The 25,203-nt window shown below is 53.2% G+C and carries 21 protein-coding genes; 11 read left to right on the forward strand and 10 right to left on the reverse strand.

All coding sequences use genetic code 11. The features are described 5' to 3' along the window. Positions 1 to 144: 144 nt before the first annotated feature. Entirely contained in the window at positions 145 to 1,320 is a 1,176-nt protein-coding gene (locus tag R70723_RS03885) for an SGNH/GDSL hydrolase family protein (protein ID WP_231574820.1), read from the forward strand. A gap of 65 nt (positions 1,321 to 1,385) precedes the next feature. Continuing rightward, positions 1,386 to 1,691, forward strand: a complete 306-nt coding sequence (locus R70723_RS03890) for a hypothetical protein (RefSeq protein ID WP_039869958.1) — start codon at positions 1,386 to 1,388, stop codon at positions 1,689 to 1,691. 76 nt (positions 1,692 to 1,767) lie between these two features. On the opposite strand, the gene R70723_RS33890 is transcribed toward R70723_RS03890, so the two are convergent. The 3 genes from R70723_RS33890 to R70723_RS03900 all read right to left on the reverse strand — a co-directional run bounded on the left by R70723_RS33890 (position 1,768) and on the right by R70723_RS03900 (position 5,461). Beyond that, positions 1,768 to 1,863: a YjcZ family sporulation protein gene (locus tag R70723_RS33890; protein WP_209443621.1), complete on the reverse strand. Its 96-nt coding sequence runs from the start codon at positions 1,861 to 1,863 to the stop codon at positions 1,768 to 1,770. A 137-nt stretch (positions 1,864 to 2,000) separates the two neighbouring features. Further along, positions 2,001 to 3,641: a response regulator transcription factor gene (locus R70723_RS03895; protein ID WP_039869960.1), complete on the reverse strand. Its 1,641-nt coding sequence runs from the start codon at positions 3,639 to 3,641 to the stop codon at positions 2,001 to 2,003. After that, positions 3,638 to 5,461, reverse strand: coding sequence for a sensor histidine kinase (locus R70723_RS03900; protein WP_039869963.1), 1,824 nt, complete (start codon positions 5,459 to 5,461; stop codon positions 3,638 to 3,640). The genes R70723_RS03895 and R70723_RS03900 overlap by 4 nt, the downstream gene beginning before the upstream one ends. Before the next feature lie 134 nt (positions 5,462 to 5,595). Between R70723_RS03900 and R70723_RS03905 the strand changes: the two genes are divergently transcribed. The 4 genes from R70723_RS03905 to R70723_RS03920 all read left to right on the forward strand — a co-directional run bounded on the left by R70723_RS03905 (position 5,596) and on the right by R70723_RS03920 (position 10,867). Further along, positions 5,596 to 6,477, forward strand: a complete 882-nt coding sequence (locus R70723_RS03905) for a carbohydrate ABC transporter permease (RefSeq protein WP_039869964.1) — start codon at positions 5,596 to 5,598, stop codon at positions 6,475 to 6,477. After that, positions 6,477 to 7,310 carry a carbohydrate ABC transporter permease gene (locus tag R70723_RS03910; RefSeq protein WP_039869967.1) on the forward strand — a complete coding sequence of 278 codons (834 nt, stop codon included), beginning with the start codon at positions 6,477 to 6,479 and terminating at the stop codon, positions 7,308 to 7,310. The genes R70723_RS03905 and R70723_RS03910 overlap by 1 nt, the downstream gene beginning before the upstream one ends. A 67-nt stretch (positions 7,311 to 7,377) precedes the next feature. Beyond that, entirely contained in the window at positions 7,378 to 8,685 is a 1,308-nt protein-coding gene (locus R70723_RS03915; protein WP_039869969.1) for an ABC transporter substrate-binding protein, read from the forward strand. Between the two features lie 163 nt (positions 8,686 to 8,848). Further along, on the forward strand, positions 8,849 to 10,867 hold the full coding sequence (locus tag R70723_RS03920) for a beta-galactosidase (protein WP_047171015.1): 2,019 nt from the start codon (positions 8,849 to 8,851) through the stop codon (positions 10,865 to 10,867). 76 nt (positions 10,868 to 10,943) lie between these two features. Here the strand turns inward: R70723_RS03920 and R70723_RS03925 are convergent, their stop codons facing one another. Beyond that, the gene (locus R70723_RS03925; RefSeq protein ID WP_039869971.1) at positions 10,944 to 11,165 is read right to left on the reverse strand and encodes a hypothetical protein; all 222 of its coding nucleotides are present in this window, start codon (positions 11,163 to 11,165) and stop codon (positions 10,944 to 10,946) included. 217 nt (positions 11,166 to 11,382) lie between these two features. On the opposite strand from R70723_RS03925, the gene R70723_RS03930 reads away from it, so the two are divergent. Next, positions 11,383 to 12,306: a LysR family transcriptional regulator gene (locus R70723_RS03930; RefSeq protein WP_047171322.1), complete on the forward strand. Its 924-nt coding sequence runs from the start codon at positions 11,383 to 11,385 to the stop codon at positions 12,304 to 12,306. 1,513 nt (positions 12,307 to 13,819) lie between these two features. Here the strand turns inward: R70723_RS03930 and R70723_RS03935 are convergent. Then, positions 13,820 to 14,656, reverse strand: a complete 837-nt coding sequence (locus tag R70723_RS03935; protein ID WP_039869973.1) for an AraC family transcriptional regulator — start codon at positions 14,654 to 14,656, stop codon at positions 13,820 to 13,822. Positions 14,657 to 14,776: 120 nt separating this feature from the next. Here R70723_RS03935 and R70723_RS03940 point away from each other — a divergent pair, with 120 nt between their 5' ends. Further along, positions 14,777 to 16,807 carry a beta-galactosidase gene (locus R70723_RS03940; protein ID WP_039869975.1) on the forward strand — a complete coding sequence of 677 codons (2,031 nt, stop codon included), beginning with the start codon at positions 14,777 to 14,779 and terminating at the stop codon, positions 16,805 to 16,807. A gap of 105 nt (positions 16,808 to 16,912) precedes the next feature. Here the strand turns inward: R70723_RS03940 and R70723_RS03945 are convergent, their stop codons facing one another. The 3 genes from R70723_RS03945 to R70723_RS03955 are packed head-to-tail and all read right to left on the reverse strand — an operon-like array spanning position 16,913 to position 20,889. Beyond that, positions 16,913 to 18,100, reverse strand: coding sequence for a Ger(x)C family spore germination protein (locus R70723_RS03945; protein ID WP_039869976.1), 1,188 nt, complete (start codon positions 18,098 to 18,100; stop codon positions 16,913 to 16,915). Next, entirely contained in the window at positions 18,093 to 19,196 is a 1,104-nt protein-coding gene (locus tag R70723_RS03950; protein WP_039869977.1) for a GerAB/ArcD/ProY family transporter, read from the reverse strand. Before R70723_RS03950 ends, R70723_RS03945 begins: the two co-directional genes overlap by 8 nt. A gap of 28 nt (positions 19,197 to 19,224) precedes the next feature. Beyond that, positions 19,225 to 20,889, reverse strand: coding sequence for a spore germination protein (locus R70723_RS03955; protein WP_039869979.1), 1,665 nt, complete (start codon positions 20,887 to 20,889; stop codon positions 19,225 to 19,227). A gap of 182 nt (positions 20,890 to 21,071) precedes the next feature. Here R70723_RS03955 and R70723_RS03960 point away from each other — a divergent pair, with 182 nt between their 5' ends. Further along, positions 21,072 to 21,629 (forward strand): SLOG family protein, encoded by a 558-nt coding sequence (locus R70723_RS03960; protein WP_039869982.1) that lies wholly within the window; start codon positions 21,072 to 21,074, stop codon positions 21,627 to 21,629. A 36-nt stretch (positions 21,630 to 21,665) separates the two neighbouring features. After that, a complete protein-coding gene (locus tag R70723_RS03965) occupies positions 21,666 to 21,986 on the forward strand; it encodes a YciI family protein (RefSeq protein ID WP_052421175.1) in 321 nt (106 codons plus the stop codon). A gap of 17 nt (positions 21,987 to 22,003) precedes the next feature. Here the strand turns inward: R70723_RS03965 and R70723_RS03970 are convergent, their stop codons facing one another. Next, positions 22,004 to 23,461 carry an amidase family protein gene (locus tag R70723_RS03970; protein WP_039869985.1) on the reverse strand — a complete coding sequence of 486 codons (1,458 nt, stop codon included), beginning with the start codon at positions 23,459 to 23,461 and terminating at the stop codon, positions 22,004 to 22,006. Positions 23,462 to 23,639: 178 nt separating this feature from the next. Between R70723_RS03970 and R70723_RS03975 the strand changes: the two genes are divergently transcribed. Next, positions 23,640 to 24,452 carry a DUF6612 family protein gene (locus R70723_RS03975; protein WP_039869986.1) on the forward strand — a complete coding sequence of 271 codons (813 nt, stop codon included), beginning with the start codon at positions 23,640 to 23,642 and terminating at the stop codon, positions 24,450 to 24,452. A 200-nt stretch (positions 24,453 to 24,652) separates the two neighbouring features. Here the strand turns inward: R70723_RS03975 and R70723_RS03980 are convergent, their stop codons facing one another. After that, positions 24,653 to 25,153 carry a hypothetical protein gene (locus tag R70723_RS03980; RefSeq protein WP_039869988.1) on the reverse strand — a complete coding sequence of 167 codons (501 nt, stop codon included), beginning with the start codon at positions 25,151 to 25,153 and terminating at the stop codon, positions 24,653 to 24,655. Positions 25,154 to 25,203 lie beyond the last annotated feature (50 nt).

Below are 25,203 nucleotides of genomic sequence, written 5' to 3' on the forward strand. Positions count from 1 at the left end.
ATGGGAAATTTGTGACCTGTTTCACTAAAACCGCTGCCACAAAAGATGAGAAGTGAGGGAATTAGGTGGCGAAAATCCAACTAAATATTGGGGCCCGGTTAGAGGTTACTGGATCTGTAGCATAACAGAATAGGAGCAATGATTATGAACATTAAAGATAACGATGGGGTGCTCAGCCAGACCGCCTACTCATCGGCAACAGCAGTATCTACTGCTGCGAATTATATTATGAATGCGGCGGAGCCGTTCACTCATACATACCGGACTTATGTGCGCCTGCGGGAGAACGGCAGCCTGACGCTGAAGCTCTGGCACAGTAATAGCGTGGACTCCACCTGGGATCTGGGGCAGGAAGCCAAGGGCAGTGAGCCGGGCGGAGAGTGGGAGATCGAAGCCGCCTATATCGCTGACGGAGGACTTGTGCCCAATGGCACAGTTACGCCCGGGACGCAGGTGGCGGTTACATTCAACGGAGCAGGCTCCCGGCAGGTTGCTCCCGGTGAGTGCTTCTGGAGCGATGAGGTTCAGCTTGAGCTGCCGGAGGGTCACTATCTGGCGTTCACCTGGACGATTAAGACGCCGGCACCGGGCAAGTCCTTCCCGTACAACGTTGAGGGGATGCTGGTCAGCGGATTCGATGCTCCGGGCAGCCTGGCGGGCAGTGAAACGGCTGAGGGATTCACCGAATCAGATAAGCTGCTGGTAGCCCCGAGCTATATTGGCTATAAGAAACAGGTAGCCAAGAAGCTTGTCTTTCTGGGGGACTCCATTACCCAGGGTGTGCGTACGGAGAAGGACGCATATACCTACTGGGCGGCGCGCATTGCCGAAGGGCTGGGAACAGATTACGGCCTGTGGAACATCGGCTCAGGCTGGGGCAGGGCCTATGATGTGGCTGCAGACGGGCCATGGCTGAACAAGGCGAAGCAGGGCGACGAAGTATTGATGGTGCTGGGCGTCAATGATCTGGATATCGGCAAACGGACCGCAGATGAGCTGCTCGGTGATCTGGCGGCGATAGTCAGCACGATCAAGGCAGCCAATCCGGCAGCCAAAGTTATACTCAGCACCGTGCCCCCGTTCAACTTTGCTGAAGAGCGGGAGACCTACTGGCGCGAGGTGAATGCAGTGATCCGCAATAATTCTCCCGCCTACGTAGACCGGGTATTCGATATAGCCGCTGTATTGGCAGAGCCTGCACCGCAGGAGCACCGGATCCGTCCGGAATACATGAGTAACGAGTTTGATCCGCATCCGAACGGTCACGCCGGCAAGGCGGTGGCTGAAGCCTTTTTAGCCTGGTACGGACAGGACAATTAAAGAACCCTTGAAGCATATTAGGCATACTATGGAGTACTTTAGATGAGGAAGGTAGTGTGCTTACAATGGGGATTCAGGCGGGGATGCAGCAGAGAGTGCTGTATCAGGCGGATAATCAATATGTGCAGAATCTGAAATCAGTCAGACATCATTTGCACAATGTATGCAGACAGCATGTCAATCAGCTTGTACAGGTGCAGACGATGGACGGACAGATTGTTACAGGGAGAATTCTGGGCTGTGACCGGGGATTGTTTTATCTGGGGGTACAGCAGCATGGGGGACAGCGGGCTTTTTTCGGCAGCAGTGACGAGGCCATTCTTACCCTTGTGCTGTATGAGCTGCTGGTTATTACACTTCTGTACACTTAATTTCGCTAATTCAATACTAGCCGAGCCAAGCAGCCGTTTGCGGCTGCCTGGCTTCTTGCTGCTTAGCTCTTGGTTACTAGAATGTTCTGAGGATAATTACCAGCAGAATGTAAAGTACCAGGATAGTAGTAGTGGAAGTGAACAGACCGCCTACATTTGCACAACCGCTCATCGTATTACCTCCTCCGCAAGATCATCTTACAAACCCATCTTATGCATCACCCGCCTTCTGTGCATAGACATTTGACCTGCTTGATTCACAATTGGAGAAGCAAATAGTGAGCTGGGCTGACTCCCGCCTGCCGGTCATCAGAGGATAACCTGTACCCGGTAGTCCTTTGGCGTAACTCCGGTCTGCTTTTTGAACACCTTGCTGAAATACTTCACATCATGAAAGCCGACCATTTCTGAAATCTGCGACAGCTTCAGGTTCGGATTCTGCAGCAGCAGCTTGGCCTTTTCAATCCGCACAGTGCCGATATAGTCGGTAAAATTAATGCCATATTCCTGCTTGAACTTGCGGGAGATATACTCACGGCTGACAAAGAATTTGCCGGCAACCTCCTGCAGCGAGAGGTCGGACTGGTAGTTCTGGTCGATATATTTAACGATCTCTGTAAGCGGATTGCGTTCCTTGACCTGTCCGGCTGACAGCACCCGGGACAGGCTCTGCATCAGAGCGAGGGACCAGTCGCGCCAGGCGAACAGGGAGAAGGAGTAGCCTCCGGCGTAAGGAGCAGGATTATCGCGGTCGGCCAGCTCCAGCTCTGCCAGAGCACCGTCGGCCCGGCTGCCCAGTGCTTCACGGACAAGCCTGGAGCGGAAGAGCAGGGCATCCGCCTTCCAGGAGCCGAGCATCTCCGGAGTGATGACACCGCTGCGGCTGAGCTCCTCGGTCCAATGCTGGGCGGCGTCGGACAGGGCGGCAGGATTGCCGCTGATAACGGCCATTTTCCAGTCCTCCTGAACATCGGCGAAGATCGGCTTTGCTCCGGCCGCGCCGACATCCTGCCGGTATTCTTCCGAAAATACACTGAAGTGGCAATAATCCTCATGCCGCAGCAGATTGCGGCGCAGCAGGGCTTCGGCAGCTTCTGTGCGCTGCGCAGCAAGCTTGCCGGGCAGGCTGCCGGCCGGGCTGATGCCGAAGTGCATCCGCAGCTGCAGGGTATGGAACAGGCCCTGATTGATTTTGCCGATCAGCTCTGTGACGGATTCCTGAACATCCCACAGCAGGATGGCGATTTCCGGCGGACCGCCCCAGTAGCGGAAGGCAGTGCCTTTGCCTTGCGGCTGCAGAAATTCGTTGCAGATGTTAACGATGGCATAATAGAGCAGCTCGCTGTCTCCGCCGAAGCGCCGCAGCAGCGGGTTATTGCCGGCATCCGTCTGCACCAGCAGCAGGCGCGCAGCTCCTGCACTGCCGGGAATAACGCCCTCGGCAACCAGCCGGCGCAGCGTAGTCTCAGCGGTCACAGGATCATCAATCAGCGCCGATAGCAGCCGCTCGCCGTAGATCGGCTTGATCTCGTTCAGACGGATGCTCTGCCGCTGCTGCTGGCTGCGTTCTTCCGCCTCGGATCGCCAGGCGGCAACCGCCTTGGCGACAGCCGTATTGATGGCCTCCGGCTCAATAGGCTTGAGAATATAGTCAATCCCCCCGTGCCGGACTGTCTCGCGTACAAAGTCAAAATCATTATGCCCGCTGACAACAATAAACTTCGTGCTCCCGGCAAATTCATTGACCCAGGTCATCAGCTCAATGCCGCTGCCGGATTCCATCATCATATCCATAATGACGAGCCCGGGCTTGTGCTCACGGATCAGTTCTATCGCTTCATTGCCGCTGCCGGCCTCCATAATTTCTCCGATCTGATGGGCGTCCCAGTCCACCAGCAGACGGACCGCCTTCCTGACTCTTGCCTCATCATCTACAATCAGCGCCTTCATATGCGTTCACTCTCCGTTTGTATGTCAATTTCCAGTCTGACCATTACCCCGCCTTCAGGCAGATTGTCCACAGTAAGCGAAGCGTCCTCCCCGCAGACGAGCCGCAGGCGGGCCAGCACATTGCCGAGACCGATGCCTGCGCCGGGCGCATCACGTCTTTCTTCACTGTTTTTTAGCAGAGAAACGTCAAGCGGATCGGGCCGGGTAAGCTCCAGGCGCAGCCGCTCCAGCTTGGCTGAAGGGATGGCTGTACCGTTGTTCTGAATGATAAATTCCATCCGTCCCCCGTCCAGCGGGTTCGCTGAAATCTCAATCCATCCATCCGTCCGCGACAGATTGAAGCCGTGCTTGAAGTAATTCTCTACTATCGGCTGCAGGATCATCTTCGGCATCAGTGCACCGAGCAGCGGCTCATCCATATCGTAGCGGAAAGTGAACTTATTTTCAAAACGCTCGCGCTGCAGCTCAATATAGGCTTTGACATGCTCCAGCTCATCCTTGACCGTGACGATCTTTTCATCGTTATGCATGCTGTACCGCATCATCTTGGCCAGCGCGGAGAGCAGGGAGTAAATCTGCGGCACCTTCATCTCAAGCGCCAGTGTACCGATAATCTGCAGCGTATTGTTCAAAAAATGCGGATTAATCTGCGACTGCAGCGCCCTCAGCTCATTGGTTTTGTTGGACAGCTCCAGCCGGTATTCCCGCAAAATAAGATTGTTGATCGTGTCCATCATGCTGCGGAAATGCTCGGTCAGCACACCGATCTCATCATTCCCCGCCGGACGGATATCCACCTCCAGATTACCGGTCCGCACCTGGTTCATATACCGGGTCAGCTGCTTGATCGGGGCCGTGATCCGGAAGGAGATCAGGACTGTCAGGGCAATAATCATGCTCATTAGCAGGAACAGCAGCATAATGTTGATGCCTGCGGCTTCCTTGGCCTCACGGAACAGATAGGAGACCGGAATCTGCTTGATCAGCGTCCAGCTCAGGCCGGTGCTCTCGATTTTCTGATAAATAAAGACAGAGCCGCCTTCCTCAAAATACCCCTGGGGTTCAGCATTTGCCTCAATCTGGCCGCTGTACCAGTCTGCCTTCAGCGCTTTGCCGGGCTCGGCTTCATCCCGTCCGTAGACGACGGTTCCATCGCCATCGACCAGATACAGGTTCTCCTGGTCCTGCTCGTACAGCTGCTCAACAATTTCAGTCAGCGCAGCCAGCTTGACGTCAACCGAAAGATAACCGAGTGCTTCCGAGGAAGGTATGCGTTCAATCCTGCGGTGGAATGTAAATACCGGCTCGGGAACAAACTGGGTCAGCGGAAGGCTCAGCCCGTACACATTGCTGATATGTGTGCTCTGCACCTTGACCGGGGAGCTGTCCGTCAGATGGGATTCCTGATAGGGAGGACTTCCCTGCCAGCGCTTAGGCGTAGTGTTGTCGGTAATCAGCGTGGCTTTGCCGTCCTTGACGCCGTATAAGTACACCTGTGAGATATTGGGCAGTGAAGTGGAGATGTAGCTGAGCGAATTATAAATGGCGATATCGGAGGAGAGGTCATCATAACCGGCTTCCAGCAGGCGGTAAAAATCAGAGTCGGAATACACGCTCAGCGACAGCCGGTTGATCTCCTGAATCAGGCTGTCGATGTTTTTGTAGCCCTGATAGAGCAGATTTTTGTTCTCGTCGACAGCCCGTGTACGCAACGACTGGGTCGTGTAAGAATAGCTGATGTACATCGTTGCCATAATACAGACAAGGGTCGGGAGAAGTAAAAAAACGATCAGTTTGGTGCGGATATTGTTCCATTTCATCGATTATTGTCACATCCGATCAATATTTTACACCTGAAAGATCACTTGCGTAGGTGTAAGCGGTCCGCAAAAAAACGGATAATATGAATAGATCATAAACAAGTAAGTGAGTAAAAGAAAGGGGGGGCCAATATATGCGCGGCAATAAGTTGTCCCATCTCGGTCAACAGCTTTTCTTCGTTGGCCCGGCATTATTGTTCTTTACGATCGTGATGATTATCCCGTTTGTGATGGGGATGTACTATTCATTCACCGACTGGAACGGCGTATCCGGGAATGTGGCCTGGGTAGGCTTTGACAATTTTAAAATGATTTTTACAAATGATTCGGATTTCTGGTCATCCTTCTGGTTTACCGTGCGGTTTACGCTGCTGGGGGTTGTGCTGACCAACGTAGTAGGCTTTTTCCTGGCCTATTTCCTGACCAAGGCGCTAAAGACACGCAACATGCTCCGGACCATCTTTTTTATGCCTAACGTAATCGGCGGCCTGTTGCTTGGATTTATATGGCAGTTTATCTTCATCAAGGGCTTCGCGACTATGGGCGATCTGACCGGCTGGTCCTTCTTCAATCTTCCATGGCTCGGCGATGCAACAACCGGCTTCTGGGCTATTGTCATTGTATTCGTCTGGCAGTCCTCCGGTTACCTGATGGTTATCTACATTGCTTCGCTCAACAACGTATCCAAAGAGGTGCTGGAAGCAGCGCAAATCGATGGCGCCTCACGTAACCAGGTGCTGCGCAACATCATTGTTCCGCTGATTATGCCTGCTGTAACAGTCGGACTGTTCCTGGCCATTTCCTGGTCCTTCAAAATGTTCGACCTCAACCTGTCTCTGACCAAGGGCGGACCGTTCAAATCTACTGAGTCTGTAGCGATGAACATCTATAACGAAGCCTTCCTGAACAACCGATATGGACTGGGTACGGCAAAAGCATTGCTGTTCTTCCTGATCGTTGCCATCATCACAGTCATTCAGGTGCGGATTACGAAGAGCAAGGAGGTTGAAGCGTAATGAAAACCGAAGGCAAAGGCAAGTGGAATTACGGCCTGGAAATCATTATGATTCTCCTTGGCCTGCTGTTCCTGTCACCGTTCTATTTCCTGCTGGCTAACTCGGTGAAATCGTTCGGGGAAATTCTCAGTAATGCGGCGGCCTGGCCGTCCGAATTCGTCTGGTCCAACTACTCGCAGGCCTGGAAGCTGGCCCGTTTCTCGGAAGCCTTCCGGAACTCGATTATCATTACAGTGATCTGTGTAATCCTGATCGCCCTGTTCGCTGCAATGGCGGCCTACCGGATGGTCCGTGCAGATTCGAAATTCAACCGGTTCCTGCTGCTGCTGTTCGTAGCGGCGATGGTTGTACCGTTCCAGACTATTATGATTCCGATCCTTCAGGTGGTTAACTTCCTGGGTGTCAATAATTCTATTCCCGGTCTGGTGATGGCCCAATTGGGTCTCAGTATTCCGATGGCAATCTTTCTGTTCCACGGGTTCATTAAATCCGTACCGCTGGAGATCGAAGAGGCGGCAACGGTTGACGGCTGCAATCCGCTGACTGTGTTCTTCCGGATCGTGCTTCCATTGCTCAAGCCGATGCTGATGACGATTATCGTACTAAATGCCCTGGGCATCTGGAATGACTATCTGCTTCCGTCCCTGATTCTGCAGGCACCTGAGCTGCGGACCATTCCGCTGGCAACGTTCTCGTTCTTCGGCCAGTATACGAAGCAGTGGGATATGGCGCTTCCGGCGCTGACACTGGGTGTAGCCCCAATTGTTGTGTTCTACCTGTTCATGCAGCGTTACATTGTTGAGGGAATCGCGGCGGGTTCGGTGAAGGGTTAATCCCTTCCCGAATCCTTCGTTCCATAGATTGTATCCAGCATTTAATTTTATCAAGGGGGAAAATAGAATGAATAAGAAACGTACTGCTGTAATGATGTCCAGTGTAATGCTGATGTCTGTTGTGCTCGCGGCCTGCGGCGGCAATAACAATACCGCTTCAAATAACGCACAAAATGGAAGCGCTGGCAACTCCGCATCCGGAGATGTGAAAACGGTTAAAATCTTCCAGTTCAAAACGGAAATCGTGGAAGGCCTGAACGAGCTGAAGGTTGAATTTGAAAAAGAGTATCCGAACATCAAGCTGGACATCCAGACCGTCGGCGGTGGTGCAGACTATGCGGCAGCCCTGAAGACGAAATTCGCTTCCGGTGATGCGCCTGATATTTTCTCAAACGGCGGTTATGCAGAAATGGAGCTGTGGGGTGATAAGCTCGAAGACCTGTCCGACCAGGCATGGGTTAAGGATCTGATTCCGCTGGCTGCTGAGCCAATGACCAAGGACGGCAAAACCTACGGGATGCCAATGAACCTTGAAGGTATCGGTTATGTCTACAACAAGGACCTGTTCGAAAAAGCAGGCATTGCTGAAACACCAAAAACCATCACTGAGCTGGAAGAAGCGGCTAAAAAGCTGCAGGCTATCGACGTTATTCCATTCGGTAACGCTTATCAGGAGTGGTGGCTGCTGGGTAACCAGGGGATCAGCGTAGCTTTTGCACAGCAGGATAATGTAGATGAGTTCATCGCCGGTCTGAACGGCGGAACAGCTTCAATCGTCGGCAACCAGGTATTTAAGGACTGGAGCGACCTGCTGAACCTGACTGTGGAATATGGTCAAAAGAACCCGCTGACTACTGACGCTAACACCCACCTGGCTATGTTCGCTAACGGCGAAATCGCTATGATGCAGGAAGGTAACTGGGCACAGACGCTGGTCGATAACATCACTCCGGACATGAACATCGGTATGTTCCCTATGCCGATCAACGATGATGCCGAGAAGAACGACAAGATGACTGTAGGGATCCCGGCTAACCTGGTTGTGAACAAGGATTCCGCATCCAAGGAAGAAGCTAAAACGTTCTTGAACTGGCTCGTAACCTCCGACATGGGTAAAGAATATATCACAAAAAAATGGAAATTCATCCCTGCCCTGTCCACTATCGAAGCTACACCTGAAGATATCGGCGACCTTGGTTCCGACGTATTCAAATACGTTCAGGAAGGCAAAGTTTACGGACTGCAGTCCTCCAAGTTCCCTGATGGTGTAACCCAGGAATTCGCAAGCGTAATCCAGCAGCTGATCGCAGGCAAGGTTGATCAGGCAGGCTGGGAAACAGCTATGCAGGCCGCTTGGGACAAGCTGAAGAAGTAAAGGTTTATTGTAATAAAATATAGAGTCCTTTAAAGGACCGCTAAAGTTGGATGAAGTAAGTGGATTTGCCGGGGCGTTCCCGTCTTTCGCATCAGTGATGTGAGGCGGGGACGCCTTTTTGGTATGATGGAACTATGCAGGACATGTGAGGGAGGGATTGGGAATGAACGGATACGGTAAGGAAAAGAGTGATTACAGCAACGTTCAGATCGGTGTTGACTATTACCCTGAGCATTGGGATGAGTCCCTGTGGGAAGAGGATATGCGGTTAATGAAGGAAACGGGCGTGCGGGTGGTCAGGGTGGCTGAATTTGCCTGGAGCAGGCTTGAGCCGACGGAAGGACGCTTTGAGTTTGCATGGCTTGACCGGGCGATTGATCTGCTCCACAGCTATGGTATGCAGGTAGTTATCGGAACGCCTACAGCAACGCCGCCGCGCTGGCTGACAACGGCGTATCCGGATGTACTGCCGGTATTTGCTGACGGGCAGGTTTATCATCCGGGTGTGCGTGGGCATCGCTGTTACAACAGCACTTCACTGCGAATGTACGGCACGCGCATCGTTGAGAAGCTGGCCCGGCATTACAGCGGACATCCGGCTGTAATCGGCTGGCAGACTGACAATGAGTTCGGGATGATCGACTGCCATTGCGATGCCTGCAATACAGCGTTCCGCAGCTGGGTTCAGGACAAGTACGGCACCCTGGACCGGGTGAACGCCGAGTGGGGAACGGTGGTGTGGAGCGGGGAATACAGTGACTGGAAGGAGCTGACGGTACCGTATGGCGGATCAAAGTTCCAGAATCCCTCGCTGCTGCTGGATTTCCAGCGCTTCCAGTGGGATGCGGTAGTGAAGTTCCAGCAGACCCAGCTTGAGGTGCTGCGCGCTGAATGTCCAGGGCATTTCGTTACACACAACTTCCACAGCTATCCGCAGCGCCTGGATCTGTATGCGGTCGGTGCAGATCTGGATGTGGCCTCCTTTGATTATTATCCGAACACCTCACCGGATAAGCAGGCGACGACTCCATACAGCGGGGCGCTGTCGCTGGATGTGACCCGCGGGATCAAGCGGAGTAATTTCTGGATTATGGAGCAGCTTAGCGGACCTCCGGGGTGCTGGATGCCGATGTGGCGAACGCCGCATCCCGGATTTATCCGCGCTTATGCGTGGCAGAGCATTGCCAGAGGGGCAGATACGGTTGTTCATTTCCGCTGGAGAAGCGCGGTTGCGGGGGCCGAGCAGTACTGGCACGGGCTGATTGACCACAGCAATGTGCCGGGGCGCAGGTTCACCGAATTTGCACAGCTGTGCAGTGAGGTGAATCAGCTAAGCGGAAAGCTCAAGGGAACGGTACTGAAGCATGAAGTAGCAATCCTGCATTCTCACGAGCAGAAGGCAGCACTGGATATTCAGCCGCAGGCTGAAGGGTTCGATTACTATGAGAACATCAAGCTGATTCACCGCGCCCTGACCAAGTTGGGCATCGGCTGCGATGTGGTCCGGGCGGGCGAGCCGCTGGAGGGCTATAAGCTGGTCATCGCGCCAAGCCTGTATCTGCTTGGTGAAGAGCTGGCGGCACAGCTGGAGGAATTCGCGATTGCCGGCGGCACCCTGATCCTGACGAACCGGACAGGCGTGAAGAACCTGGATAATGTGTGCGTCATGCAGCCGCTGCCCGGTCTTCTGAGCCGCGCCGCCGGAGTCTGGGTGCACGAGTATGATCCGGTCGGCGGTGATGCTCATGTAATCAGAGATCAGGAGAGTGACACCTTTGCCTGTAGCCAGTGGTGCGATCTGCTGACACCGGTGACCGCCGAGCCGATCGCCTGGTATAATGATGATTTCTATGCCGGTACACCGGCTATCACTGTTAACCGGTTCGGTAAAGGTGAGGTTTACTACTTTGGCACCCAGGTCGAGGAACGTTACTGGTCCGGGCTGCTTGGCGGCCTGGCCGGCAGGTACGGGCTCCGGCGCTTCGCCGGTCTGCCGGACGGAGTCCAGGCTTCGGTGCGCAGCGGGGAGAACGGCAGCTTACTGTTCCTGCTGAATCTGAGCCGGACGGAGCAGGCTGTACCGCTGGACCGGGATTACCGCTGCGCGTTTAACGGAGAGGCACGCTCGGGCCTGCTGCTGCTTGCACCTTACGGGGTGGAGATTCTGGAGCTGGAAGGGTAGCACCAGCCACGATTAATGTAAAAGAGCCCAAGCCTGGCTTATACCCGGCTGGGCTCTTTATGGATTATGGCCGGAATCAAGCTGAGGGATGGCGTCTTCTGCCTTTGCTGCCGAGTCGCCGTGAAAAGGGGAGAGGCGCAGTCTGCGGTCTTCTTTCAGTGCCGGGCTGCTGAACGTCTTCTTCACCGCGTATAGTGGCGAGCAATTCATATACACTTGTGATCTGGCTCATATCGATAGTCTTTTCGCTGCCTTCCTGGCCTCCGGGCACCTTAAAGCTCCAGCGTTTGTTATCCATTTGGTTCACTCCTTAAAGTTTTGTAGGACAGCTAACAATCTCCTTAAAACTCAGTTCGGTAGCGAGAAATTAAGTTTTATAGGCACGTTTGATGCTGACAGCGCAGTCATCTTTTATATTTCCATCATATTCCTTGCGGCTTATCTTGTATAATGAAGGGAAATGATGGAGGGCATCACTGGAACTGATGGCTGCTTCCGGAGGGAGAAATGCGGTTGTGGATATAGGTCTGCTTAAAGTATTTCAGGCAGTGGCTAAGGAAGGCAGCATTTCCAAAGCCGCGCAAAGCCTTAGCTATGTGCAATCCAATGTGACTGCGCGGATTCAGCAGCTGGAGCAGGAGCTGAAGACACCGCTTTTCTACCGGCACAGCCGGGGCATCACGCTCACCTCAGCAGGACAGACACTGCTTGAATATACAGTCCGGATCTTTAAACTGCTGGAGGAAGCGCAGCAGGCGGTGCTGGATTCTCCGGTTCCCAAAGGCACCATTATGATCGGCTCGGATACGACAGCAGCTGTCCGGCTGCCTGTCATCCTGTCTGCTTACCGCAGCTGCTATCCAGATGTTGAGGTGCAGCTGCAGATTTGCCGGCCGGCTGACCTTATTGAGGCTGTACTCCAGCATACTGTACACGGGGCTTTCCTGGACGGGCCGGTTGATCATCCGGAAATTGTGCAGGAGCTGGTTATTAATGAGCAGCTGGGGCTGATTATTCCGGATAGTATGGGCTATGAGGGCCTGCATTCGGTTCAAGGCCAGACGCTGCTGATGCTGAATGCGGAGTGTCTGTACCGGATGAGGCTGGAAGCGTGGCTCCGGGAGGATGGGCTCAAGCTGGGCAAGGTGATGGAATTCGGGACGATGGAAGGCCTGATGGCCTGTGTCCGGGCCGGGATCGGGTATGCGGTGCTGCCGGTATCCTATTTCAAGCGGATGAACATCACGCAGGGGATCTCCTGCCACCCGTTCCCGGACCGCTATGCAGAGGTACCTACCGTGTTCATCCGGCGGCGTGACCTGTATATGACCAGCGCCTTCCGCGAGTTCATCGAAGTAGTCAAGGTGCATCTGCCGGAGGCAGTCTGCAGCGATGAGCTTTCTGCTTCTGCGAGCAGGGCAGCGGATGCAGGCAAGTGAGCGAGCTTTGGTTTTGCAGAAAATGAAGGATTGAAACAGGGCAACCCCCTCCCGGGGTTAGATATGCGGGTGGGAGCTGCCCTGTTTGTTGTGTTTACTGGGCTGGTTAGGCGTACCGCTCAGGTAGCGTACGCAGACGTGAACGTGATCGTGTGAAGGTCATGCGCAATGCTCCTGCAGAGGCGAACGGGTGAAGCTACTGTGTGAACTAAGGTGTGATGGAAGGTGTGGGGTCAACGTCCGCGCGAATGCAGAATGCTCCTGCAGAGACGAACGGTTGAAGCTACTGTGTGATAGGAATGTGATGCCTACATCTGCGCGAATGCAGAATGCTCCTGCAGAGGCGAACGGGTGAGGCCAAAGTGTGATGGGAAGTGTGAAGCCTACGCCCGCGCGAATGCAGAATGCTCCTGAGAGGCGAACGGTTGAAGATAATGTGTGAACTACGGTGTGATGGGAAGTGTGAGGTCAACGTCCGCGCGAATGCAGAATGCTCCTGCAGAGGCAAACGGGTGAAGCTAATGTGTGATAGGAAGTGTGAAGCCTACGTCCGCGTTAACGCAGAATGCTCCTGCAGAGGCGAACGGGTGAGGCCAAAGTGTGATGGGAAGTGTGAAGCCTACGCCCGCGCGAATGCAGAATGCTCCTGCAGAGGCGAACGGGTGAAGCTACTGTGTGAACTAAGGTGTGATGGAAGGTGTGGGGTCAACGTCCGCGCGAATGCAGAATGCTCCTGAGAGGCGAACGGTTGAATATAATGTGTGAACTACGGTGTGATGGGAAGTGTGAGGTCAACGTCCGCGCGAATGCAGAATGCTCCTGCAGAGGCGAACGGATGGCTAAAGTGTGATAGGAATGTGATGCCTACATCTGCGCGAATGCAGAATGCTCCTGCAGAGGCGAACGGTTGAAGCTAATGTGTGAACTAAGGTGTGATGGAAAGTGTGAAGCCTACGTCCGCGCGAATGAGTGAAGGTCATGCGCAATGCGCACGCAGAATACTCACTCGCGACACTCATAGAGTTTGCTTAAACGAACAAGTATACTAATTCCCAACTCAGTCGGGATCAGCAGTTTAATGTGTGCGTTCTCAGAATAAGTGGATTTAGGTCACCTAATTCTCCCGCTAAGTGACACTTGAGGACATTAGTTGGAAAAAGGATACTTAATTTCGCCTAATTTGCCTTCAAACAGGTTTTCGGTCATATTAGGTGTCATATTTCCAACTAATTACTCTAAAAGGTGAGTTTTACTCAAATTAGGTGGCGAAAATCAAACTAATTATTCTTGAATGAATTGGGCATGCTAGCCCAGGCATTTGTGCGCCTGTTTACTCAAGCAAAAGTCCAACCAAGGGAGAAGAAAACTAGCCGTTTGCCCGGCCCAGCCAAAATCAAAGGCCTTTCTGCCTTTGAATCAGCGCAATCCCCGGCCCAGCCGAAATCAAAGGCATATCTGCCTTCGAATCAGCTCAATCGCCCGGCCAGTCCGCCAACTCCGCGGAACATCCCCGTCAATGCAGCCGCCGGAACTGATCTGGCGTTGTGCCGGATTGCTTGCGGAAGGTGGCGACGAAGTGGCTGACATCGCGGAAGCCGACAAGCCCCGAGATGGTCTTGACTGTCATCGCCGGCTTGCTTACGAGCAGCTCCTTGCTTTTGCGGATCCGCAGGCGTACGAAATAAGCATACGGGGAGAGCCCGAAGGTCTGCAGGAACAGGCTGTTGAGATAACGGCCGGACACATCAAGCTGTGCAGCAAGATCATACAGGCCGATAGAGGGGTCGCCGTAATGGATATCCATCCATTTAAGAAGCGGCTGCAGCTTGTCGATGTTGCGGGAGATGGAGGTGTTGTTGTGCAGATGCCCGTATTTGTTAAGCGTCAGCATAAACCGGTAGGCATCGGCGGACACGCCCAGGCTGAACATATCGGCAGCCGCATCATGACGGTCCAGCATCTCCTGCAGCATACCGGTCAACGGCGACTCGTGCTCCCAGCGGTAAAAGGAGTTCGAATGCATGCCGGCTGACTCCAGAATATGCCGGGCTGAGCTGCCGCCGAAGGTGAGATAATAGGTGCACCAGTTCTGCGGGGATAGGGCCTCATACTTATGCGGGGTACCCGGCAGGAGCAGCACACCGCTGCCCTCTGACAGCGTAAGCTTCTTGTTCTCGAAGTGAATGATCCCTTCACCGGAGGTTGTCTGCAGCCAGTGATATACATAATAGCCGTCCGGCCGTGTCACTGCCTCCTGATCCGGATTATAGCCCATGCTGTCCAGTGTAATCGGCAGATGCTCGCCGCCCTCGCGGGCGAATACAATTCTGCGCGGGAGTGAAGTTATCATTTGAGGCCACCTCTTTGTAGTGCCATATTATTATATGGTTCAACGTAAATTTTATATATATTGCGGTAAGTTTAAAGGTTAAACTAAGTATATATTTATACTATAAAGGAAGTGCGAGAAGTGATCAATAATAAATTACCGAAGATATGGTACGGCGGCGATTATAATCCTGAGCAATGGGATGCTCCGGTATGGGCAGAGGATGAACGGATGTTCAAGCTGGCCGGAATTGATGTAGCTACCATTAACGTATTTTCGTGGGCGATGATTCAGCCTTCGGAAGATACCTATGATTTCTCAGAGCTGGACGAGCTAATGGACCGTCTATATAAAAATGGAACGTATGTCTGTCTCGCTACAGGGACAGGGGCTCATCCTGCGTGGATGGCTCACCGCTATCCGGAGGTAACCCGTGTCGATGTCCAGGGCCGCAAACGCAAATTCGGCGGACGCCATAACTCCAATCCGAACAGCCAGGTATACCGTAAATATTCGGCCAGACTGGCCGGTAAGCTGGCAGAGCGCTATAAGGACCATCCTGCGCTGCTGATCTGGCATATCTCCAACGAGTATGGCGGCTATGATTATTCCGAGGAATCTGCAGCGGCCTTCCGGGTCTGGCTGAAGGAGCGGTACGGCTCGCTGGACAGGCTGAACAAAGCCTGGAATACCAAGTTCTGGGGCCATGTCTTCTATGACTGGGAAGAGATTGTGGTGCCGAATGAGCTTAGTGAGGAGTGGAACGGCAACCGGACCAACTTCCAGGGCATTTCGCTGGATTACCGCAGATTCATGTCCCACAGCCTGCTGGAATGCTACAAGCTGGAGAAGGAAGCGATCAGGGAGCACAGCACCAACATTCCCGTGACGACCAACCTGATGGGCTTCTATCCGGAGCTGGATTATTTTGAGTGGGCCAAGCATATGGACGTGATCTCGTGGGACAACTATCCGGCCCTCGATACTCCGGTCAGCTATACAGCGATGACGCATGATCTGATGCGCGGGCTGAAGAACGGCCAGCCGTTCATGCTGATGGAGCAAACACCGGCTCAGCAGAACTGGATGCCGTACAACTCCGTGAAACGCCCGGGCGTGATGCGGCTGTGGAGCTATCAGGCTGTGGCGCGCGGTGCGGACACCGTGCTGTTCTTCCAGCTGCGCCGCTCCATCGGTGCGTGCGAGAAGTATCATGGCGCCGTTATTGAGCATGTGGGCCATGAGCATACCCGCGTATTCCGTGAATGTGCGGAGCTCGGCCGGGAGCTGGAGCTGCTCGGGGATGAGCTGCTGGATGCAGTCAGCGCGGCACAGATCGGCATCCTCTATGACTGGGAGAACCGCTGGGCGCTTGACCTGTCGAGCGGACCGACTGTGGCCCTCGATTATGTAAAAGAAGTCCATAAATACTACGACGCGCTCTATCAGCAGAATATCGAAGCCGATATTATCGGCGTTGAAGAAGACCTCTTCAAGTACAAAGTAGTTATCGCACCGGTAATGTATATGATCAAGCCGGGCTTTGCCGCAAAGGTTGAGGCTTTCGTTAAGGCAGGAGGTACGTTCGTAACCACCTTCTTCAGCGGAATCGTTAATGAGAACGATCTGGTTACAGTGGGCGGGTATCCGGGAGAGCTTCGCAAGGTGCTTGGCATCTGGGCGGAAGAGATTGACGCGCTGCTGCCGGAGATGAGCAATGAAATCGTAATGAATAGCGACTGGGGAGCACTGAGCGGGTCATACACATGCAATCTGCTCTGTGATCTTATCCATTCTGAGGGTGCAGAGGTGCTGGCACGTTATGGCTCTGATTTCTACAAAGGAATGCCTGTATTGACTGCTAACAGCTTCGGCGAAGGCAAAGCTTATTATGTGGCATCCAGCCCGGAAGCGGGCTTCCTGCATGGCTTCCTTGCCAATCTGGCCAAGGAGAACGGCATTGAGCCGCTGGTTAGCGCACCGGAAGGCGTCGAATCCGTTCAGCGGGTGAAGGATGGCGTATCCTATCTGTTCCTGCTGAACCACAATGAAGGAGAAAGCATTGCAGATATCGGCGGAGCAACACGTACCGATCTGCTCACGGGCAAGGCTTACAGCGGGACAGCTGTGGTTCCGGGCCGTGGTGTGCTGATTCTGTCCGATAAGAATTAGTGCCGTTTGAATAGCGAATTTGCTTAGGGCTCATTCGTAAAGCTTCCATAAAAGAACGTCAGGCTTCCAAAATAAGGAGGCCTGACGTTTTTTCATAGAAGCGTACTATTCGGTAAATGAGCCGAAATCCGTAATGCTGAGATCAAATTTGATCTTGATAGTGGAGCTGCTGAACGTTTCGTCCCAGTGATCTTTGACTTTTCTCCAGGTCTTGGGCTGCTGGATGCTGAGCGCCTTCCCAAAGCCGGCCACATCTGCCTTGTACTCCTTTTGAAGCTTAACGATAAGATGATCCATCATCTCCTTCAGCTTCTTTTCAAAGATCTCGCTGGTTTTTTTTGCATATTCTCCAGTGGAAGGTACGCCGGAGCTGTTCCAGGTTTCAATCAGCCGGCCCTCCGTTTCAATAGATACGTTGAAGGTAATTTCATCTCCGTCTACCCGGGCTTTGATTTTACTGTTCATTGCTTTCATTTCATAGGTCATTGGCTCGTTGTCCCAGTCATAGGCCTTGATCACACCGGAGGAGCTTTTTTTAGTCAGCCAGGATAGACATTCCGTGTCCTCCTGATTCAGATTGCCGACCCAGTGTCCTGTACTTCCCTTAATCACTGCTGCTCCGGCAAACTCGGTTTCACCATCGGCGGTAACCAGGTTTTGCAGCGCGAAGCTGCGCTTAGCATGCATAAGAGCATCCATATGGGACAAAATCACCGGACTCATCACCTTACTGGTCCGTATTTGATTGCGGATCATCTGCCGGATGTGGAAGGAGGGCACCTCATCATTGTTTGAGATCATCGTATCCTTTGCCCGGCCCTGGCTGATAAAAACCAATGTACTGGGACGGATATCATTATCACGCAATACAAAATCCATCAGCTGATCGATGCTCTGCCGCTTCAGCAGCTCAGCTGAGACAACGATGACTTTAAGATGATGGCCGACAATCGGGCGGTCGTTCCGGATAGAGAACTGGCGAAAAATTTCAAGCACGGAATCCCCGGTGCCGGAGACATTATGATAGGGTGCAGCCTGCTGGGTGCCTTGCTTATCCTTAATGCCTATGGTCTTTACCGGGACAATCTGGACCGTTGCCGTAATCTTATTCTCTTTGGAGTAATGAACCCCTTTTTCTTCCAGCTCCTGCTCCGCCTTGGTCAGCTCCCCGAGATCCAGGGCGAGGCCGGTGTACAGCGCCAGATCCTCTATCTCCTTGCTGCTCCAGCATCCGGTTATGGCAGTAGTGAGCAGAGAGAGGCAGAGGATAAGCGGCAATAACCGCTTATACATGCTGCTTCAGTCCTTTCGTGCGGATCAGCCAAATGATGGAGAGCAGCACCGGCAGCAGCAGGAACAGCACGAGCCCTGATTTTCCGATGAAATCCCCCAGGCTAAATACCTCACTAACGGATTTGGGAATCATGGCTGAGATAAAAATCACCGGAACCAGCATATAAATCACCGGATGCACCTTCAGCCGGAAGATTTGCGAAATGCCCAGCGAGGCCTGGAAAAAGAAGCTGCAGAAGTTGCAGAACATTTGCATCAGCCAGATGACCATCAGGGGAAACTCCATCCGTTCGAACAGAAAGCCCGTGATTTCAAAGCTGCGGATCAGGTCGATGGTCGGCCAGGTGCTCGTCACAACCGAATCAATGGATAAACCGCCGATAACCATGACGACTGTGACAAAATACAATCCGACCGGAATGCCGATGCCGATCAGCATTGCTTTGACTGCTTTTTCAGGCCTCTGCATAAAGGCCACAAGTGTCATGACAACCTCACAGCCGCTGTAGACCAGCACTGTCGATTTCAGGCCTCGAATGACAGGGAGAATCCCCTCTCCCAGGACAGGACGAAGATTATCGATATCAAATAGCCGTAGACTAAGTGTATAGCAGATAATCAGAATCATAATGCTGATAGGAAAAGCAATCTGATAAACCCTGGCGATGGCGTTGATTCCGCCGTATACGAGATAGGTTCCCGCCCATATAAAAGGCAGAATGATTGCCCAGATCGGCGTGCCCTCCAGCAGGAAGAACAAAGTGACCTCAGCCAGCGAACGGATTTCAAAGCCCGCCAGCACCAGAAAGTAGAGAACCAGCAGCAGGCAGAGCAGTGCGCCGGGTACCCGTCCGACAATTTTTCCTGCATACTGAAATATGGTTTTGCCCGGAAACTGCTGACTGATCTTTACCATCAAGGTGACAACCGCCATCACAATAACTCCGCCGAGCAGGACGGACAGCCAGGAATCAGGCGTCTTTACAGCTTCGCTTACTCCCCGTGGCAGGGTTAGAATCCCGGCCCCAAGCACGGTGTTATTAAGGAATACTGCGGCTTGTGTAGCGGTAATTTTGTCGTCTGTACGGGAAAACATGATATGGCCTCCTTCCGGTGGTACAAGATTAGGACTTACGCCTGTTGTTCTGCGTTTTCATCATAATGGGTCTGCGTTTCATCAGGCTGAGCGGTGCCCGTAAGAACAGGTCCTTCCAGTCTGCCAGCCGGTAGGGTGTCACTGGAGTAAGGTAGGGCACCCCGAAGCTTTTCAGCTTGGTGAGATGGCTGCAGAGCAGCAGGAAAAATAATATGGTCCCGAACATTCCCAGAAGCGCAGCAAAGCCCATGCCGACAAAGCGGAGCATACGAAGCGTAAGACCGGCACTGTACATCGGAATGGAGAATGACGAGATGGCAGTTACTGCAACAACAATGACGAGAAACGGGCTGACAATGCCTGCGTTAACAGCGGCGTCTCCGATAATCAGACCGCCGACAATGCCCATCGCAGGACCTACCGGCTTAGGCAGCCGGATGCCGGCCTCGCGCAGGATTTCAATGGAGATTTCCAGAATCAGTACCTCTATAATCGATGGAAAGGGAACCCCCTGCCGGGTCTCGATGATTGACAGCGCCAGCTCTGTCGGAATCAGACCCGGATGGAAGGAGATGAAAGAGATGTACAGAGCTGGGGCCATCAGCGCCATAAAAGAGGCGGCGAAGCGCAGCAGCCGGATCATGGAGCCGGGCAGCCAGCGTTCATAATAATCCTCCGGTGACTGGAGCAGCATGCTGAAGGTGACTGGAACAATCAGGGCAAAAGGTGTACCGTCCAGCAGTATGGCGATTCTTCCCTCCAGCAGGGCGCTGATCACCCGGTCAGGGCGCTCGGTATTCTGCACCTGCTGAAACGGGCTTAAATAGTTATCCTCAATTAGCTGCTCAATATAGCCTGATTCTGCCAGAAAATCGATATCCAGCTTGCTGATGCGCGTCTCAACTTCCTTGAGCACCTCCGGATTAACAATGTCCTTCATGTAGGCAAGGACAATATCCCTCCGAATCCTGGATCCCGCCTGGTATGAGCGCATCTCCAGCTGATCACAGAGACCCTGGCGTCGTAAGATGGAGGTATTCTCACTCAGTACCTCCGAGAAGCCGAGCCTTGGCCCGCGCAGCAGCGCTTCTGATACCGGCTCGCCAAGCGTACGATCGATGCTGTCAGGCGGTTCAATAAGAAGGACTCGCGGCATTCCTTCAACAAGCAGCCCGGCATGCCCGAACAGCACGGACTGATTAAACATGGTCAGATCACTGGCTTCGGTGAGATGAATGAAAGGCAGCTCCGACAAGGCCTTTTCGGGATCTGACAGCGAGTCCGTTGCCGTTTCGGACATCAGATACTGCATGATCTCCAGATTCAGCTGACGGTCATTCTGCATACCGTCTACGAAGATGAGTACAGCCTGCTTCTGCAGCCCGCTTATGGTAAACTCCTTGAAATGAAGATCGGAGTTGCTGCCGATTGAATCTTTAATAAATTTGAGATCGGAAGCGTAATCGCCGCTGAAGCATCGCGGGGACGGGGCAGCTCCGGTATCTGCAGCAGCCTGAAGCCCTTTGTTCGGATCAGAATTTTTGGTTCCCGGTGATTCCACGGCTCTCCCGCTGCCAACCAGAGAGTACAAGGCCTTGTAAAGGCCATGCCCGGCAAGAGGGAACAGCAGGGCGATGCCTGCCTGTCCGAAGATTGCCCAGCCCGGGATATAGGATATGATGGTAGCAAGCAATGCGATCACCTCACTTTCCTGAAGTAGACAGCTGTGTATATGAAGTTTTCCAAAGTCTGCTTCAATTTAGTCATTTATGCTAAAAATATGTTGGACCCGCAGACGGTAACTGAGACATAGCGGCAATTGGTATATAATTAGGAGGAATATATATAACGAGCATTTTTGGAAAAGAGGAGCACATGACAACTTTACTGGTTACAGGCTACCGTGCGCATGAGCTCGGGATTTTTGATAATAAGCATCAAGGAATTCCATATATCAGAAAAGCGCTGGAGAACAGGCTCATTCCGCTCATTGAAGACGGTGTGGACTGGGTGATTACGCCGGGACAATATGGTGTGGATCTCTGGGCCTGCGAGGTAGTGCTGGAGCTGAAGCGGCAGTATCCGCAGCTGAAGCTGGGGATTATTACGGCACATGCCAATCCGGAAGAAAAGTGGAAGGAGGACAAGCAGAATGAGTACCGGCGGATCGTGGCGGGGGCGGATTATTACGGTGCGGTCAGTAATGCTCCGTATGACGGGAGCTGGCAGTTCCGGGCCAGAGATGATCTCCTGTTCCGCAAAAGCGATGCGATTCTTCTGTTCTATGACGAGGAAGCGGCTGAAGGCAGCTCGAAATTTGTGAAGGAACGGGCGCTGAAGCTGCATGCGGAGAGCGACTTCGGATTCCACCTGATGCTGGCGGAAGAGATTCAGAATATTGCCGATGAGGAAAGCCGGAGCGATTATGAATAGGACCTTTTAGCCGGAAAAAGAGAGGAGGGGTTGAGTATGGAAGCAAAGGAGACGCAGGAGGATATTTGTTATGTCATCTTGCTCAGTCCTACGGAGCACGACCGCAGGGATATGGAGATTATCCGTGCGCATGTAAGGCATCTGCAGGAGCTGGAGCACAGCGGACAGCTGGTGCTGTGCGGGCCGTTCAGCGATTATCCGGGAGGAATGGTTATAATCCGGGCGGCCTCGCGTGAAGAAGCCGTCCGAATTGCCGAGCGGGATCCCTATGTTACCACGGGGATCCGCAGCTATGAGCTTCGTACCTGGGGCCTGTCGCATGCAGGCAACAGGCATATGGGCATAGCTGCGGAGTAAGCTTATTGGCTGCCGGCTTAAACAAAGCTGCGCAGTGAAGGCGGCTTACGCACTTTATAATGCTGCTCGTAGGCATAGGCCAGCTTGATCAGCAGCGGCTCCTGATAGGCCTGCGCCGAGAAGGTCACTCCGAACGGGGCTCCGGCCGGGGTGTAGCCGGATGGAACAACAATTGAAGGATAACCCGATCTTGAAGTAATTCTGGCGCCAAAATCAGCAGGGAACAGCAGCGCATCCAGCTCGTATTCCTTCATGGTAGCGTCAATGCCCAGCTCCTTGCAGAGCCGCAGGTCGGTGATACGGTCGCGCAGGTAATTCGGTTCAGTCATTGTACCGGATGAGGTGTATTCGGCATCGATCAGGGTCGATTGCCCATAGCGCAGCGTCTCCTGCGGATGGGCATGGTTGAAGTCTATAATATCCTTCAGCGTCCGCATCTTAGCGCCAGGGCCAAGCCCGGCAAGATAGGCATTGAGGGAAGTCTTGAATTCATTCAATACAACAGAGGAATATTTAATCTCCCGCGCGGTGCGGATTTCAGCCGGATCTATGATTACAGCCCCCAGCTCCCGCATCTTCTCAACAGAAGCATTGAACAGCGCAAGCTGCTCCTCTGTCAGCTCTTCAAAATAATAATCGCGCGGAATTCCGATCCGCGCCCCCTTCAGGCCGTCCGGGTCGAGAAAGACGGTATAGTCCTCATGGACTCTGCCGGTGCCGGTGCCCATCGCAGCATCATTGTCATCCTGCCCAAGCATGGCATTCAGCAGCAGGACCGCATCGCGTACGGTTCTGCCCATCGGGCCGGCAGTGTCCTGGGTGTTGGACAGCGGCAGAATGCCTGATCGGCTGAGCAGGCCGACAGTCGGCTTGATGCCTACGATCGAGCCGAGATTACCGGGATTAAGAATGGACCCGGATGTTTCTGTGCCCACCGATACTGTGCAGAAATTGCAGGCAACGGCTACAGCTGAGCCGGCGCTGGAGCCGCCGGTCGGTGTTGAGATATTGTAGGGATTCAGCACCTGTCCGCCTCGGGAGCTATAGCCTGAGGGCATACCGTTCGTCATAAAATTGGCGAACTCCGTCATGTTAGCCTTGCCCATTATAATGGCCCCGGCCTTACGGAGCCTCTTCACAATAAAGGCATCCTCCCCGGCAAAGGAATCCGCCAGCGCCAGTGAGCCGGCGCTGGTATGCATTTTATCCCCTGTATTGATATTGTCCTTGAGCAGGACCGGAATTCCGTGCATCGGCCCGCGCGGACCCAGCAGCTCACGTTCCCTGTCCAAAGCTTCGGCGATGAACAGCGCATCCGGATTGATCTCCAGCACAGAGTTAATGGTCAGGCCGTTTTTGTCATGCTCGGCGATGCGCTCGTAATACAGGAGAACCAGCTGTCTGGAAGTAATGTCTCCGGCGGCAATTGCCGCCCCAATCTCCGGAATAGTAGCCTCTACAATTTCAAAGCTCATGCGGGTCCACGCTTCTTTCTCTCTTTGGAATGGCCTTCTCCTTCATCTAACCATAGTTTGCAGAAGGTTGATAGAGTGGTGTCAGGAATTTTTTTACGGACAGTCTAAATGGCTGCTGACCTATAAGTGGTGTATAATTCCATATAAAGGTTGGCTAAACACACGGGAGGACTGTATTTTGACTAGATGGGGAAAAGGTGTACTGGCCTTGCTTGTTGCATTAAGCGTGGCGGGCTGTACGAATGATGGAGCAACCAAGGGGCAAACGGCAGCAAAAGCCGATCTTCCGGGCGCAGAAGAGCTGATAGACAGAATCGCTGAAGCGGGACGCGGGCTGAACAGCTATGTGCAGGAGTCGCAGGCCTGGATTGCAACCGGGATTCCGGCGGACGGCGGGGAGGCCAGCTTCACCTCGGATACCACGATGACGACGGAGTATATTTTGGACCCGCTGCAGATGCACCAGACGGGCTCCATGATAATCGGAGATAAGGAGCCTGCGGAGACAGAGGCGTATTTTAAAGAGGACAGCTATTATATGCTATTGGAAGGCTTGTGGCGGAAGATGCCGGACTCCTTTTTGGAAGATTTAAGGCTTACAGTACAGGTGCAGTCCAGTCCCGTGCGGCGGATGGAGATGCTCAAGACAATCTTGCCTTACGTGAACGTATCGGAAGCGGGGGAGGAGTACGTATTAAATGTGGCGTTGTCCGGTGAGGAGACGAAGGACCTGGAGAGCTTTTACGAGCTTCAGTACAGTAGTAGGGAAGTAGCAGCAGAGATGCTTCAGCTGCTCAAAAGCATGAGCCTGGAATACCGCGTGAGTAAGGAGACTTACTGGCCTACCGGAACTAGTGAGGAGCTGGTGACCGAAGAGATGCTGGACGGGGACGGCGCATACAGGGAAGTGAAGCAGAAGGCCACCATGAGCCAGTATAACAGCGTTAAGGAAATAGCAGTTCCCGTGGAAGCGCTGCAGGCGGCAGAGTAGATGGCGGGACTGTCTAGGCTGGGGGGATAACGGTAAAAGTACCGTTGATTATGTGGAACTGGGCCGGGCGGCTGGAATTAACGGTAAAAGTACCGTTGATTATGCGCATTCCGGCTCCACGCCTCCCATAGCCAAAATAAAAAACCTGTACCCGCAGCATCTGCTGCAGTGTACAGGTTTTTTGGTGTCACAGCGGAGGTTTAGTTTCCGGCCGGCCGGAAGCCTTCCTCTGCCAGATACTCCTCAGCCTCCTCAATGGTTTCAAAAGCCATTTCGAGCTGCAGCCCGGCGTAGAGATACCACAGGTCCTCTTCAAATTTCAGGCTCAGTGTGTTGCCGTCGGCATTTGTCCAAAGGGTCTCAGCACCGGCAGACGCCGCTGCTTTTTTCTTGCGTTTGCTTGGTGCAGGAGCATCGGGAATGTACATCGACAAAGAGGAGATGGAGGCACTGATCAGCTCACGCAGATCAGCCTCGGAATAGTCGCGGATATTCACCAGGCCCTTGCCGTCCGTTTCATAGCCCCGCAGCAGACCGGCATAGACAAAGCCGTTGCCGTTCGGGTGCAGATGGGAGGCGACGGTCTTTTTATCATGCCGGCTTTCCTCAAAGTGGTAGTTCACCCGGCCGAGTGAGACATCTCTGCGCTCAAGCTCAGGATAGGAATCAAAGATCGCTAATTTTTGTTCAAAAGTAAGCATATACAGCCTCCGGTTCACGGTTCATCTAATTTACAGCTTGCGCTAGTGAT

The organism is Paenibacillus sp. FSL R7-0273, assembly GCF_000758625.1.
Taxonomy (GTDB): domain Bacteria; phylum Bacillota; class Bacilli; order Paenibacillales; family Paenibacillaceae; genus Paenibacillus_AQ.